Genomic DNA, 15,113 nt, shown 5'->3' on the forward strand with positions numbered 1-15,113 from the left:
ATTCCAGTAAAGTTTCCCAACCGTGGCCAGAACGCCGAGCACGCCCATCACCGAACACCTCGCTTATCTGCTGGCGCAGGCGAACCGGGAAATTAATCGCCAGCTCGATGCGCGCTTCAAGAAGGAAGGCGTGCCGGTCGAACAGTGGCGCATTCTGAAAGTGTTGTCCGACGGCAAGGGCCACTCCATGGGCGACCTCGCCGATGCGGTTCTGCTGAATCATCCGACCCTGACCAAGATGGTCGATCGCATGGTGTCTGATGCGCTGGTTTACCGGGTGCAGGACCCCGACGACCGCCGCAAGGTGGTGATGTTCATTTCCGACCGCGGCAAGACACTGACCCTGCGGCTGAACTCGCTGGCGCTGAGCCAGGAAGCCCATATCGCCGAGAACTACGGCAACAAGGCAACGGCCGACCTGAAGCGCCTGCTGGAAAGCCTGATCGAAAAGGCGAACTAGGTTTTCCATCTCTTCGCACCGACCATTATGTGGGCCGTCGACAAACCAGGTCGATTTCGATCAGAGCGTCATAAGCGAGGCCCGTGACGCCGACACAGGTCCGCGCCGGCAGGCGATCCGGCGGAAAATAGCTGCGATAGGTTTCGTTCATCGCCACGTAGTCGCGCTTGAACTCGGTAAGATAGATCCGCGTCATGGTGATGTGCTCGAAGCCGAGCTCAAGCCCCGCGAGCACCACGCGCAGATTTTCCATCACCGCTTCGGTCTGCGCCACGATGCCATCAGGCAGCACGCCCGGCATTGCCGGCGTGTCCGGCATCTGCCCAGTGACGAACACGAAGCCGTCGGTCTCCACAGCATGGCTGAACGGCGCGACCGGCTTCGGGCCGCCGGAGATCATGTGAAATCGCAACAGCGCGTCTCCTGGACTTTATGATTTTGACGTGTGGTCGAACACCCGCTTGCTCAGAATGGCATGGACTCCCCAATTGCCGTCGACCACCTGCGTCACGCCAAAGTCGACCGCGACTGACATCAACGCGATCGCCTCATCCTCGGTGAGACCTTTGATGTTCATCAGGAAACGCCGCATCTTGCGAAAGGCGTCCTTCATCGCGAGATCGAGCGACGAGGTCGCATAGACCTCGCTCTGCCCCTTGGCGCCGAATTCGGCGAGATAGTTCGGATGGCTGAAGCCCATCAGCACCCAGTCACTCTCGGTCTCGATCAGCGGATAAGTGAGATCGGCGAATGCCTGGCCGGCGAGATTGCCCTTCTTGTGCAAGACCACCTGGAAGGTTCCGGTCATCGAACATTCGATCGCCGTGCCGCCGAGTTCGCCGTCGCCCTGCGCAGCATGGGGATCGCCGACCGACAGCAATGCGCCGGGCACCGAGACCGGTAGATAGACCGTCGATCCCTTGCCGAGCCGCCAATTGTCGAGATTACCGCCAAAATAGGCTGGCGGCACTGAATCGACGAGATCGGCCTCGCGCGGCGCCACGGCAATGACACCGAAATGCGGGCGCAAGGGAATGCGAATGCCGTCGAGCACGTCATGCCGACGCCGCACCGAGGCTGGCGTAATCGGAATGCCCGGATAGTCGTAGGTGTTGTGCACGGTGCCGAACGGATCGGTCTGCGGCTCCCAGCGATACGAATAGAGCGCGCGCGCATATGGCACGTCGTCGTGATCGAGAATTTCGTAGATCGTTACCGCCTCGCGCGCATTCTGCTCGGCGAGAAATTCCTTGTAGTGATAGCCCCACCACGCCGCGACGCTACTGCCGAAAACCTGACCGTCGAAATCCGGATTGCGACTGGCGCGCGGCACGATGTCGAGGATACGGATTTCCAGCACGTCGCCGGGCTGCGCGTCCCTGATCGCCACCGGCCCGGTGCAAATGTGGACGCCAAAGCCCTCGCCGGCACCGCGGCCATAGATCGAGGCGTCCATCGGACCGGCACCGCGGCGATCGACATTCTTCTGATCGCGCGTCCAGCAGAACACGCTCTCAGCGCCGATATCGCCCTTGATCATCCGCTCGGGATCGTCGGATGCGTGCTGCGTCAGTGTTTCGATGGTGATCGTGTCGCCGGAATTGATCTCGATCTGCGGCGGCAACGAGCGGCTGAAATAGCCCCAGTGCACGCGAGATGCATCGGCGGCGAGATGATGGTGCCGCTGATTCTTCGAAGCATCCGCGATGCCCTGCATGATCGTCGCGGCCGGCTCCGGCTGCGCAATCTTCCCTGTGATCGACGGCCCGTGCTGGCTGCGCAACTGAGCCAGCGCTTCCTGCGGCCATCCGCGTTGTCCCGCCGCCGTCGCCGACGCCGTCAAGCGCTCGGCTTCGTTCTGGCGGAATTCGCGCGGCGACAGGCCGAAGCGGTGACGGAACGTGCGGCTGAAATGCGCGGAGTCATTGAAGCCGGCACGAAAGGCGATCTCGGAAATCGAGTGATGCGCCTCGGACGGATTCGACAGATCGGCCCAGGTGCGCTGCAGCCGGCGCTCGCGGAGATAATGTGTAAAACTGCTGCCGGTGCCTTCGAACAGTTTCTGCAGATAACGTTCGGAGATGCCCTCGGCCTGCGCCACCTTGGCCGGCGTCAGATCCGCATCGTCGAGGCGTCGCTCGATGGTCTGGCACAGCCGATGCAAGGTCGCAGCCTTGGTCGCCGTGCCGCTGTTGAGATCGGCCGTCGGCTCGGCCAGTTGACGTGTAAAGGTCGGCAACAGATCGGCAAGACTTTGTGCGATCGCCGACCATTCGGCATCGGACAATGTTTCGAGGTTGCGGGCCGCCTGTTCCATCATACGCGCGAACACGTCGCCGAAGCCGCCGGGGCCTACGACCTGGACATCAGCGATGGCGGGAGCACTGGCGCGGCGGCTGTGCAGCGGATCGGACGTCACCGAGAGCACCACCGCGCGCATGTCGCGCTGGAATGCGACGCTCCAGTACCCTTTGCGGGGCAGCAAAAGCAGATGCCCGACGGCGACGATCTGATGTCCGGCGGCGGTCTTCAGTGCAACACCGTCCTCGAGCGGCAGCAACACCAGCGGATGGTCGCTGGCGAGATCCGACAATGGCGAGATCGCCTGTGCGCCGGCAGACAATTTAGCCAGTGCAATACCTTCGAAGGTCCGACGAACTGCGGTGGCATGTCCGTGATGCGTGGTCGTCGCAGCCGTCGGCTGCAGGCCAATCGAACTCAGGACGTCGCGCCATGCTTCGGGGCGGTCGTCTTCAGAGTAGGATTCACTGGTGAACGGACGGAGGCTCATGCATCGACCTTCATAGCCGAAGCGAAGCAACCTCCGTGCCATCCCGAAGGACGCAGCGCCCTGCCCTGCAACTTCCCCGATCACCGCGCCATCATCCTCATAGCCGAATTCAGTGCAATTTCATCCGCTTAGTCACAGCGGAAGACGTTCTTGCGGATTGTGCCGTGGACGCCCCAATTGGCATCGACCACCTGCGTCACCCCGAAATCCGCACCGACCGACATCAGCGAGATCGCCTCGTCTTCGCTCATCTTGTGCACCGTCATCAGGAAACGCCTGAGCTTGCGGAACGCATCGCGCATGGCCCGATCGAGGCTGGAATGATTGGCGACGTCGAGCTGCGCATTGGCGCCGAGCTCGGCGAGATAATTCGGGAAGGTGAAGCCGTAGACCGACCAGGCGTCGGGCGTTTCCAGCATCGGATGCGTCAGGCCTTCAAGGGGCGTACCGCCAAGGTCGCGATGCTTGTGCAGGATGAACTCGAAATCGCCGGTCAGCGAGGTCTCGATGGCCGTGCCGCCGAGCTCGCTGTCGCCCTGCGCGGCATGGGGATCGCCGACCGAGAAGAACGCACCAGCCACCGCTACGGGATAGAACATCTTGGCGCCCTTGCCGACGCGCCAGTCATCGATATTGCCGCCTGTGTAGCTCGGCGGGATCGACGACACGAAATCCTCCTCAGATGGCGCGAGGCCCATGGTGCCGAAATGCAGCCGTGCCGGCACCCTGACATTGGGCAGGATGCTTTCGCGTTTCCTGATGGTCGCGTGATCGACGCGTACGCCGGGATAGTCGATGGTTGGATGCAGGATACCATCGGGGTCGGTCTGCGGCGTCCAGACATAATTATAGACCGCCTTGGCAAACGGCTCGCCCGACGTATCGAGCTCGAAGATCGTCACGACCTCGCGCGGCTTCGGTTCCTCGATCAGGTCGTGATAGTGGAATCCCCAATTGGCCGCGACGTTAGAACCAAAGCACTTGCCGGCATAGCAGGCCTTGCAGGCCGGCCGCGGGCGCACGTCGAGAATACGCACTTCCAGCACATCGCCCGGCTCCGCGCCTTCGATCGCCACCGGCCCGGTGAGCAGATGCACGCCGACGCCTTCGCCTGAGCCGCGGACGAACGGACCTTCCGTCGGACCGGAGCCGCGGCGGACGACGGCCTTGTGCTCGCGGGTCCATTTGAACACGCTTTCGGCGCCGGGATCGCCTTCGATCATGCGCTCGTAATCGTCATTGGCATGATGCGTCAGCGTTTCGATGGTAGCGCGGTCGCCCGACTTCAGCGTCAGCGCCGGCGTGACCACCTTGCTGAAATAGCCCCAGTGAACGGTCTTCGGCGACACCGGAAGAAGATGATGCTTCATGCTGAGGCCCTCGGTAGCAAATGGACGAACTTCACAGGCGCGATGATCACGAGACTTCCGCCTCCATCGCATTGAGAAAACGCTGCGCGACGGGATTGCGCGGATTGGTCAGGACTTCACTGGCTGGGCCTTCCTCGATGATCGCGCCTCCGGCGAGCAGCACCACACGGTCGGCCACTTCGCTGGCAAAGCGGAGCTGATGCGTCGAGATGATCATGGTCAGACCGTCCTCGACCGCGAGGCGGCGGATCACTTCGAGCACTTCATTGACCAGTTCGGGATCGAGCGCCGACGTCGGCTCGTCCAGCAACAGCACGCTTGGATTGGGCGCGATCGCGCGGGCAATGGCGACGCGCTGCTGCTGACCGCCTGACAGATGCCGCGGCAGCGCATCGGCGCGGTGGCTGAGACCGACGCGCGCCAGGAGTTCATCGGCGCGGCGCTCAGCAGCGGCGCGCGCGACACCGTGCACCCAACGCAGCGGGCCGGCGATGTTCTCCTTGGCCGTGAGGTGGCCGAACAGGTTGAACTGCTGGAACACCATGCCGACGCCGACCTCGGCGCGGGCATTCGCCAGCAAACGTGGCGACAGCGGCTTACCGTGCGCGTTGAAGCCGAGCTGGCGGCCGGCGACCTTGATGGCGCCGCCGTTCCACAGTTCGAGATTGTTGATACAGCGGAGCAGCGTGCTTTTGCCGGAGCCACTTGGTCCGAGCAGCGCGATCACTTCACCGATCCGCACCGTGATGTCGACGCCGTCGAGCACCACGTTCCTGTCGTAGCTCTTGCGGAGATCGGAGACCTCGACGGCGACATTGTTGCGCGCCAGCATCTCCGCGCGTTTGGCGCGATCGGCGCGTTCCGGCCGCATCCGCGGCGGCGGTAATTCCGCAATGCCGCCGTCGGGCAGGATTTCCGGCAGCATGTCCGCCTGCGGCGCCAGCGGATCGTCGCTGCCAGGCGCGCGATACCACGGCATGAAGCGCATGAACTGGTTCTGCCTGGTCGTACGATCGAGGTCGAACTTCCATTCCAGAAGCAGCTGGATGCCGGCGATCGCCGCTGTGAGCAGCAGATAGATCAGACCCGACGCGAAGAAGATCGAAAAGAAATCGAAAGTCGAGGATGCCAGCTGCGTCGAGCGCAACGTCAGCTCCTGCACGGCGATGACGGAGGCCAGCGACGAGTTCTTCAGCGCGCTGACCGCTTCATTGCCGAAAGCCGGGATCATCGAGCGGATCGCCTGCGGCGCGATGATCCGGCGCATCAGGACGCCCGGGGTCATGCCGAGCGCCTGGCCGGCCACCACCTGACCGCGATCGACACCGAGTACGCCGGAGCGCAGCATTTCGGCGATGAATGGCGCCTCGTTACAAGCCAGTGCCAGGCCGGCGGCGAGAATGGCGGGAAGCTTGATGCCGATCTGCGGCAGGGCGTTATAGGCAAACACCATCTGCAGGATCAGCGGGGTGCCGCGAAAGATCACGGCATAGACCCGGGCGAAGGATGCCAGCGGCTTGAACCTGCTGAGCTGCATCCATGCCAGGATCAGGCCGAGGATCAGCCCGCCGCACAGACCGAGGGCGGTGACCTGCAAGGTCGCCTGGATGCCCTCGATCATATACGGCATGCTGAGATAGTGGAGGAACAGCTCCATGGAGGCGGAAAGCCCTTACGTGAGAGTATCCTTGCTTGCGGGCCGGCGTTACTTCACCGTCAGCAGGCCGGGCTCCATCAGGTTTTCCGGATCGAGTTTCCACTTCTTCAGCAGTGCCAGTTGATCACCGGACTTGTAGATCTCGGTGAGTGCGGCCTTCACTGCATCGCGAAACTTGGGCTTGTCCTTCGGCACGGCGATGCCGACCTGATAGGGGATCGTCACCGCAACCGCCTTTTCGAGCTTGTCCGGATAGGCTTTCACCGCGTTGTCGACAGTGTTGACGTCGTTGATATAGGTGTCAGCGCGACCGGCAAGGATCGCCTGGATGCAGTTGGCATTGTTGTCATAGAGCTGGATGGTCGGCTCCGCCTTGCCTTCCTTCTTGCATTCCGGCCCCAGCGCCTGGATCAGCGGCACTTCGACATAGCCGGTGTTTTCCGCCGCAGCCGTGCCGCACAGCGAGGTGTTGATGCCGGTAATCTTCTTCGGATTGCCCTTGGCGACCAGCACGCCGTCGAACACCTTGGAATAGGTGATGAAATCGGCCGCCTTGGCGCGCTCCTCGGTGGCATAGATGTCGGATATCACGATGTCGGCCTGGCCCGATGCCAGCGTGGTCAGCAAGGCTGCGAAGGTCACAGCCTTGTAGGTCAGCTTGAAGCCAAGGCATTCGCCGATCTGCTCACCGAGATCGATATCGAAACCGATATATTTGTTGGGATCCTTGGGATCGATCGATTCATAGCCCGGTGTATGCGGATTAATGGCGTTGACGAGCGTCTTGCCTTTCCAGTCCGGATACTTCGCCTGCAACTCGGCGCAAGCCGCCGGCACGGCCGCCTGCGCCGACATCGGAACAAAGGTACCGACCGCCAATAGCGCGCCCACTGCCGCCGCACGCCATCCGATCATCGCGCCCGTTTCAGGCCAAAGCCTACGGATGTCAGCAAAATGCAACTTGACCATTCGATCGCTCCTTCGACGTTGTCATGGCCTGAACCATGTTCCTAACCTCGAAGAAGCCTACGGGCGCATGTCCGCAGAAAGCTTGTCCCGGGACGTACAATAATTTGGATCGTCCGCTCCCATGATTTGGGCAGAGCTGCCACATTAATGGGCGGCGGATCGGCGACGAGCCGCTCAAGAGTGCTCGTGCAATGTCGTCCGTCTCGGCCGACACGCCATTCTTCGGACCAACAGGCAGAGTTGGTGAGTGATGACCTTCGTCTGAGCCGAACCGTCGCAAGATGTCCTCGCACGACAACGATAAGCTGTAGGCCGTCGACCGATGGGAGTGTACTCACGAACCGCGCAGTGCATGGGTACGTCCCTGAGGAAGGCAACCAAACTGGTCCGCCAAGTTACGATCCATATCTTCAGGTGCTCATGACGGACGCCTCCAACCTCAGAATGGGCAGCCTGACACGGAGCAAAAGTCGCGCCGACATGTGAGAAGAAATTGGTGTTCCTTGCCGACGAATAAAGCGGTAGCGCGGTCAACTAAAGCACGAGATGGCGCAAGCCGCGTTCTGGGCTTAAAAATATTGATGTCCGCTTTTGATCGCGAGGATGACTTTCTCATCTCTGATCGACCCAGAAGCTTCCCTGCTTTCGAAAACAAATTCCCTGTTTAATTGTCCCAGGAACTGCCCCACGAGACGGTCGCTCCTGTCGAAGCGGATGAGTTCCCTGTAAAATTCCCTGTTTGCAGGGAATTGGCTTAGAGACAGGTGCGAACAGCACTCCCGCCCCAGCCAGACCAGTCCCGTCGGACGTCTATTTTCCCTGATGTTTCGAGAATGGCCCGCAATTCGCGCTTTTCCCCCGAACGGAACAGTCTCTGGCTGGCGAAATCGGCGCAAATAGCTGTCCAATTCCCGAAAGTTTCCGGTTAACCCGCAGCAATTCGCGTTGTCGAGAGATTGCACGCAAACTCCTTCTACACGCCGGCCATCTGCTCTCCAGCAAGAACGGCTTTAATGATGCCTCGCCACGAGTTCCCTCGGGCGGAACCAATGCGAGCCCAGATCATTGGTCGTCGTCACCGCGTGGCTCTCGGCTTTTATCCGTGATGAGAACGCCATTCGCGCTCCCGCCCCTCCAATGGAAGGGAGGCGTGCATGAAACCGCGTCACTTTTTCAGAGACAACGATCCCCAGCAGATCCTGGTTGATCAGGCGAAGGCGTTGCGCGCCCGCGCAATGCGAATGCCCGCCGGCGTGGAGCGGGATCGGCTGCTTGAGCAAGCCTGCCCGAGGTACGCCAACCTTCACATTTGGGCCAATTCTCCTGGCCTACGGCCTCCTGAAAGGTAAGTGCATGCCCCATCCCACCAGTCGAAGCTGGACAGAGAACGACATTGCTCGGCTAAGACAGCTCTCCCTTGAGGGCGCGTCGACTGTTCGGGCTCCCGCCGCCCTGAACCGCCGAACCCCATCGGTCGCTAGAATGGCCAGGCGCGGCATTTCGCCGGCCGGCACACGGGAGATGAAAGCTGCTATCCGTGCGCTTGATCCCCGGCTGCCTTCTCTTCGGAGCATTGACGCGAATGCGAGTATCTTCTCGCGGGCAACCCACTGCGAACGTTCGAGTGTGTGAACTGTTTAAGCGTTACTGAAGAACTTGAAGACCTGACCGTCGAGTAGAGCGTTTCGTCGGCAACAGCTGTAAGGTTTAGTCCTAGCCGGCGATAACCAGCCAATAACCCAGGCGCGCGTTAATTAAGCTTCGAGGGAAGTGACTAATGACTGAGAATAATAACTCCGAGCGTAGCCTCTTCGAAAGCGAGCGTGCATTTCGGCTCCTCGTACAGGGCGTTACGGATTACGCAATCTATCTGCTGGACCTGAACGGCATCGTATCGAATTGGAATGCGGGTGCCGAGACGATTAAAGGATATGGCGCGGATGAGATCGTGGGCCAGCACTTTTCTATTTTCTATCCCCCGGAAGACCGCGAAGCCGGGCTTCCGGCCGCCGCATTAGAGGCCGCGCGTCGGAATAAGCGCTTCGAAGCGGAAGGTTGGCGGATGCGCAAAGACGGTTCGCGATTTTTCGCTTCCGTCGTCATTGATGCCATCTATGAAAATGATGTTCTTGTCGGCTTCGCGAAAATCACGCGCGACATTACCGAGCGGATGCAGGCACGCTCCGCATTGAACGAAAGCGAAAGTTATTTTCGGCTGCTGGTGGAGAATGTCACAGACTACGCCCTGTACATGCTTGATCCGGAAGGTCGGGTCACCAGCTGGAACCTGGGCGGTCAGCGGATCAAAGGCTATCTTCCCGAGGAAATTATCGGCCAGCACTTTTCGCGCTTTTACACCCCCGGTGACCGGGACGCGGGAAAACCGGCGCGTGCGCTAGCAATTGCGCGTGAGAAGGGCCGCTACGAGGAGGAAGGCTTACGCGTTCGCAAAGATGGTTCGTTTTTTTGGGCGAGCGTGGTCATTGATCCCGTTCGCAACAATGCAGGCGAATTGATTGGCTTTGCCAAGATAACGCGCGATATCACAGAACGACGTCAAGCGGCGCAGCAGCTTGAACGTATGCAAAAGCAGCTAGCGGAATCGCAGAAGATGGATGCGCTCGGACAGCTGACCGGCGGAGTCGCCCACGACTTTAACAACTTACTTATGGCGGTTACCGGCAACACTCGGCTGATCAAGCGCCACGCCATCGATCCTCGCGTGGTCAAGGCAGCAGAAGCGATCGAGGCCAGCGTTCGTCGCGGTGCATCACTTACCCGCCAGCTGCTCACGTTTGCGCGCCGCCAACAGGTCGATCCGGTATTGCTTGACGTTGGAGAGACAGTACAGGCTGTGCGCGAGGTTTTGGTAACGATTTTGGGCAGCGCGATACAGCTCGAAATCTCTGTACCCGCCGGACTCTGGCCGGTATTTGCGGATCAAACCGAACTTGAGACCGCACTTATCAATCTGGGCATAAACGCGCGTGATGCCATGCCCGACGGCGGCACCTTGACGATTGCGGCCGAGAATTACTGTGTCGCTGATGGAGATGATAGAGGCGAGTATGTGAGCATCAAGGTGATCGATACTGGCACTGGTATTCCCGACGATGTCATTGCGCGGGTGTTCGACCCGTTTTTCACGACCAAACCTGTTGGCAAGGGAACGGGATTGGGGCTCTCGCAAGTTCATGGCTTTGTTAATCAGGCCGGCGGCAATGTCGGGATCAAAAGCTGCCTCGGCGCCGGCACCGAAATCGTCATTCGCCTTCCGCGCGGAGAAGGCCATGCTGGCGCGCACGAAGCAGAGGTTCTGGCCGAAGGAGCGGGCACCGTTCTTCTTGTTGAAGACAATCCCGATGTTGCAACCTCCAGCGCCCTCCTTTTGGAGGAGCTAGGATACCGCGTGAAATGGGTAGCCGACGCAGATTCCGCCTTGCGCGAAGTCGAGCGTAACGGCATCGACATTGTGTTCAGTGATGTTGTGATGCCGGGAAAAATGGACGGTCTTGGTCTCGCTCGCCATCTCAAACAAAGTCACCCGCACATACCGGTGGTTCTCGCATCGGGCTATAGTGATGCCTCGCGGAAGTCCGGTTTGGAATTTCCGCTGTTGCGCAAACCCTATGAGCTTCACGAGCTGAGCAATGCGCTAGAGACAGCTCGGAACGGTGCCGTTTGACAGCTCCCTTGGTCCATTCTTGAAGTAGTCCCTGCTGCACCGGCCCTGCGTCAATTTGCACTCGGCCTCCTCCAAAACGCCCGTGCCAGCACACATCCCTTAACAGGCGTCGTTGGTCGACGTGATTCAGCGGGCGCGTTGTGCTCAATCATGCGCGCCCAAAATACTTTAGCTACACAGACCCTGACCTGTGGCTTGGCGTTCTGACGCACTGCCTGCGCTTCTCATGCGTTACTCAGGCATCGGTTTCGGATCGTCAGGATTGGGTCTCTCCAATTCACCCTTGGCTCGGTGCCAGAAGTCCTCTGGCTTGCCTTCGGGCTTACCATCCCTCTCCCAGAGTTGATGGGCATATTTCCGGATCTGCTCTTCTGAGTATTCGGGCACCGATATCTCCTGATGATGAATTGAGAAACCTGCGATTGTTCAAAGTGTTCCTCTGAAAAGGAGATGATCATGAAAGACCAAGAAATGCGGCAGGACGAAAGGGCCAGATGCAACCGGCGGACAAGGATCGCGTCGGAGAGCATCCTTGCAAAACATCTGCTTTGAATCTTCTTGAGCCCGCCATCAAACCGGAGATAGGATAAACAAAACGGGAGGTCGGTATGAAAGAGCTTCAGACCTATCGCGCGATGGAAAGCCTTTGCCGTCAGCGAGCCGCGCACTTCCCCGAAGAAAGCTGGAAGCATCTTGCCGACGCCGAGATGTGGCGGCACAAGGCCATGGACCTGATTGCCGAGCATCACGTCGAGTGTAATCAGCCCGAAGCCGCTTAACGCATATTCTCGAATGTCCGCATTGCGGACACCAAGGCCCCGGCAAGGTAGGGTTTCGGGATAAAAGGGCGTTGGCCGGAATGGTCATCGGCCTCGCCTTCCCGGTTCTGATAATGATACGGACCGGTGGCCGCCCAGATCCGGTAATTATTTTACTTCAGAGTGTTCCTGCGTCGGCAACGTAGAATGCGTGGAGCCACGGATCGCGCATTCAGGGGCTGATTTACCACCGACGCACGGAACCTAAGCGTCTCCCGACGATTTGTTGGAAATGCTGCATGCACGCAGATGCATAGCTTGCTTGCGTTACCCAAGGGAGAGACAGATGAAAATGACTCGACTGATTCTCGCGTGCGCCATCGCACTGGGGCTTAGTGGCGCTACAGCGTATGCGGGGCCCTGCACCACTGACAAATCGGCAGAAATGCGTGACGCGGGCTCTGGCCCGACGCCGGGAAACACCGGAACGACGGTAGGCAGTGCAAATTCCAACACTGGTCAGCACCCACCGACGAGCGCCATGAACCAGCAGGCCGGCAATACTCCAGCGTCGTCCGAGGATGCTCAGAAACAGATGCAAGGACGGCCCACTGCAGCGCAGCAGGCCGAGGGAGCAACGGCTGCACCGGGCAAAACCGCCGACAACGACTGCTGACTTTCGCTAAGGCATAATCTGGGCTTGACCGTGATATTTGAGATTCACGCGGTCAGACCGCATGGATGTCCGCACGCTGTGCCGCGCGAAAGCGAAAGGGCATGACGAGCGCTTGCGGGCTCTCCTTCTTCGTGCAGTCAATGCTGTGAGTGTCGCACAAAGCAGCGGGCCGATCGCAGCGAGGCCGAAGCGCGATTATTCGGGTAACCCACTCGGTCGAAGCGCCTTGCCGGAGCGAATCTACCGATAGCAACGCCGGTGGCGACATGTCGCCACCGGCGGATGCTCATATGCTGTGTTAACTCAGGCCGCTTTGGCCGTTGCCACGTGATTGGCGAGGACATCCATCAGCGCAGGCGAAAGGCAATCATAAGGTTCGAGTCCCAGTTCCTTGAGGCGCGACCGTATTGCGGTCATGTCGCTCGGCTTCACGCCGGATTCAATCACCGACGAGACGAAGGCGGCGAAGCCCGGTGCGGCCGAGCCGGATTCTTCGAACAATTCAGGATGAATGAAGTCGAGGCCATAGAACGCATGTCCCTTGTTCTCGATGCGGCCGAACATGTGGGTGCCGCATCCGGTGCAGGCATGGCGCTGGATGGTTGCGGCCTGATCGACGATGCGCAGCTTGTCGCCGTTTTGCAGTACGGTGACATTTTCGCGCGGAACAACTGCGATCACCGCAAAGGTTGCCCCATCTGGCTTCCAGCATTTGGTGCAGCCGCAGGCGTGGTTATGAGCGACGTCGCCTTTGACGCCAACCTTGACCGGCTTGTCGCTGCATTTGCAGACCAGCGTTCCGCCGGCAAAATGGCCTGAACCTTGTTTGACACCGCCGTCAACGGACGGGTGGATATGAACAGTCATCAGTCTATCCTCCTGGTATGATGCGTCACTTGTGTGAAGCATTGTTGTGTTGGCACTTTGGTGTTGCAGCTCGCATTCAGAACACGACCACCGATCGGATCGATTTTCCTTCGTGCATCAGATCGAATCCCCTGTTGATCTCTTCCAGCTTGAGCACATGCGTAATCATCGGATCGATCTCGATCTTTCCGTTCATGTACCAGTCGACGATCTTGGGAACGTCGGTACGACCGCGCGCGCCGCCGAAGGCTGTGCCTTTCCAGACGCGACCTGTGACGAGCTGGAATGGCCGGGTCGCGATCTCTTTTCCGGACTCCGCGACGCCAATGACAACGGAGACACCCCAGCCGCGGTGGCAGGCTTCGAGCGCCTGGCGCATGACCGTGGTATTGCCGGTGCAGTCGAAGGTGTAATCGGCGCCGCCATCGGTCAGCCCCACCAGATGCTGAACAATGTCGCCATCGACCTTCTTCGGATTGACGAAATGGGTCATGCCGAAGCGGCGGCCCCATTCTTCCTTGTCGTCATTGATGTCGACGCCGACGATCTTGTCGGCTCCGACCATCCGTGCGCCCTGAATGACGTTGAGGCCGATGCCGCCAAGGCCGAACACCACGACATTGGAGCCCGGCGTGACCTTCGCCGTATTGACCACGGCACCGACGCCGGTGGTGACGCCGCAGCCGATATAGCAGCTTTTGTCGAACGGCGCGTCGTCGCGGATCTTCGCCACCGCGATCTCCGGCAGCACCGTGAAGTTCGAAAAGGTCGAGCAGCCCATGTAGTGGTAGATCGGCTTGCCCTTATAGCTGAAGCGCGAAGTCCCGTCCGGCATCACGCCCTTGCCCTGGGTGGCGCGGATCGCGGTGCAGAGATTGGTCTTCTGGCTCAAGCAGCTTTTGCATTGCCGGCATTCCGGCGTGTAGAGCGGAATGACATGATCGCCGGGCTTGACCGAGGTGACTCCGGGACCGACCTCACGCACGATGCCGGCCCCTTCATGGCCGAGGATGGAAGGAAAGATGCCTTCGCTGTCGAAACCATCGAGCGTATAGGCATCGGTGTGGCAAATGCCGGTCGCCTTGATCTCGACCAGAACTTCGCCTGCCTTCGGCCCTTCGAGATCGACTTCGACGATCTCAAGCGGCTTCTTTGCTTCGAAGGCGACTGCGGCGCGGGTCTTCATTCTCAACTCCCTCGGTCATTTGATCTTGCGTCATCCGGTCCTGTACTGTCCGAGTCTGCGTCATCCGGGATTGCAGGTCAGCGGCTCGCTCGTGATCCGCATCAGTGCGGTTTTCCCATGCAGGCGCTCTCGGCCTCCGTATAGGCTGCGGGCTTTTCCTCGCGCTTGCCCGGGCGGACGCGGCCGACCGCATCATTGGCGCGCGCACGCAGATAGATGTAGAGATCGTCCATGTAGCAGGCGACATTGGTGTTATCGCCAAAGGCCGGCATGACGCTTTCCTGCGACGTGCTGACATTCTTGCGGCCGCTGGCGACAACACCGAGGAAGTCGCCATAGCTCATCGTTTTCAGCGAGTCCTTCAGTGCCGGTGCGTAGGTCGATCCCATCCCATCGGGGCCATGACAAACGTGGCATTCCGAGTGATAGCGCCGGTAACCCGAATATGTGTACCAGTCGATGGTGCCATCGGCGGCAACGTTGAAGGTCGGATTGCCCTCCTTGTCCAGATACTTGCCGTCCTCGGATTTGACGGCTTTCGGATCGCCGGCATTCTCGGCGAAGCTCGTATTCCCAGAGGCCACGACAACAATCGTGGCAATGACAGACCAGATGTGACGCAATAGCTTGTCCTCGGCATGCGATTTCAGAAAAGACCGGCGCATGGACGAACCATGCGCCGGTGACTGATGCG

12 protein-coding genes are annotated in these 15,113 nt (G+C 59.8%); 3 read left to right on the top strand and 9 right to left on the bottom strand.

The features are described from left to right. Positions 1-22 precede the first annotated feature (22 nt). A complete protein-coding gene (locus RSO67_RS12495; protein ID WP_315843714.1) occupies positions 23-460 on the top strand; it encodes a MarR family winged helix-turn-helix transcriptional regulator in 438 nt (145 codons plus the stop codon). A gap of 25 nt (positions 461-485) precedes the next feature. Here the strand turns inward: RSO67_RS12495 and RSO67_RS12500 are convergent, their stop codons facing one another. The 5 genes from RSO67_RS12500 to RSO67_RS12520 form a co-directional block, all read right to left on the bottom strand. Then, positions 486-872 (bottom strand): RidA family protein, encoded by a 387-nt coding sequence (locus RSO67_RS12500; protein ID WP_315843715.1) that lies wholly within the window; start codon positions 870-872, stop codon positions 486-488. Positions 873-890: 18 nt separating this feature from the next. Next, positions 891-3,251 carry an acetamidase/formamidase family protein gene (locus tag RSO67_RS12505; RefSeq protein WP_315843716.1) on the bottom strand — a complete coding sequence of 787 codons (2,361 nt, stop codon included), beginning with the start codon at positions 3,249-3,251 and terminating at the stop codon, positions 891-893. 128 nt (positions 3,252-3,379) lie between these two features. Beyond that, positions 3,380-4,621, bottom strand: coding sequence for an acetamidase/formamidase family protein (locus RSO67_RS12510; protein ID WP_315843717.1), 1,242 nt, complete (start codon positions 4,619-4,621; stop codon positions 3,380-3,382). A 46-nt stretch (positions 4,622-4,667) separates the two neighbouring features. Continuing rightward, entirely contained in the window at positions 4,668-6,278 is a 1,611-nt protein-coding gene (locus RSO67_RS12515; protein WP_315843718.1) for an amino acid ABC transporter permease/ATP-binding protein, read from the bottom strand. A gap of 48 nt (positions 6,279-6,326) precedes the next feature. Then, the gene (locus RSO67_RS12520) at positions 6,327-7,193 is read right to left on the bottom strand and encodes an ABC transporter substrate-binding protein (RefSeq protein WP_244527955.1); all 867 of its coding nucleotides are present in this window, start codon (positions 7,191-7,193) and stop codon (positions 6,327-6,329) included. A 1,831-nt stretch (positions 7,194-9,024) separates the two neighbouring features. On the opposite strand from RSO67_RS12520, the gene RSO67_RS12525 reads away from it, so the two are divergent. Further along, complete coding sequence (locus RSO67_RS12525; RefSeq protein WP_315843719.1) at positions 9,025-10,932, top strand: PAS domain S-box protein; 1,908 nt, start codon at positions 9,025-9,027, stop codon at positions 10,930-10,932. A gap of 231 nt (positions 10,933-11,163) precedes the next feature. Here RSO67_RS12525 and RSO67_RS12530 read toward each other — a convergent pair whose 3' ends face one another. Beyond that, positions 11,164-11,319: a DUF2934 domain-containing protein gene (locus tag RSO67_RS12530; RefSeq protein WP_315843720.1), complete on the bottom strand. Its 156-nt coding sequence runs from the start codon at positions 11,317-11,319 to the stop codon at positions 11,164-11,166. 221 nt (positions 11,320-11,540) lie between these two features. Here RSO67_RS12530 and RSO67_RS12535 point away from each other — a divergent pair, with 221 nt between their 5' ends. Then, the gene (locus RSO67_RS12535; RefSeq protein ID WP_315843721.1) at positions 11,541-11,711 is read left to right on the top strand and encodes a hypothetical protein; all 171 of its coding nucleotides are present in this window, start codon (positions 11,541-11,543) and stop codon (positions 11,709-11,711) included. A gap of 958 nt (positions 11,712-12,669) precedes the next feature. On the opposite strand, the gene gfa is transcribed toward RSO67_RS12535, so the two are convergent. The 3 genes from gfa to RSO67_RS12550 form a co-directional block, all read right to left on the bottom strand. After that, positions 12,670-13,233, bottom strand: coding sequence for an S-(hydroxymethyl)glutathione synthase (gene gfa, locus RSO67_RS12540; protein ID WP_315843722.1), 564 nt, complete (start codon positions 13,231-13,233; stop codon positions 12,670-12,672). A 76-nt stretch (positions 13,234-13,309) separates the two neighbouring features. After that, entirely contained in the window at positions 13,310-14,419 is a 1,110-nt protein-coding gene (locus RSO67_RS12545; protein ID WP_315843723.1) for an S-(hydroxymethyl)glutathione dehydrogenase/class III alcohol dehydrogenase, read from the bottom strand. A 101-nt stretch (positions 14,420-14,520) separates the two neighbouring features. Beyond that, positions 14,521-15,084: a c-type cytochrome, methanol metabolism-related gene (locus RSO67_RS12550; protein WP_410001844.1), complete on the bottom strand. Its 564-nt coding sequence runs from the start codon at positions 15,082-15,084 to the stop codon at positions 14,521-14,523. Positions 15,085-15,113: the final 29 nt, after the last annotated feature.

It is taken from the genome of Tardiphaga sp. 709, assembly GCF_032401055.1.
In the GTDB taxonomy this organism is placed as follows: domain Bacteria; phylum Pseudomonadota; class Alphaproteobacteria; order Rhizobiales; family Xanthobacteraceae; genus Tardiphaga.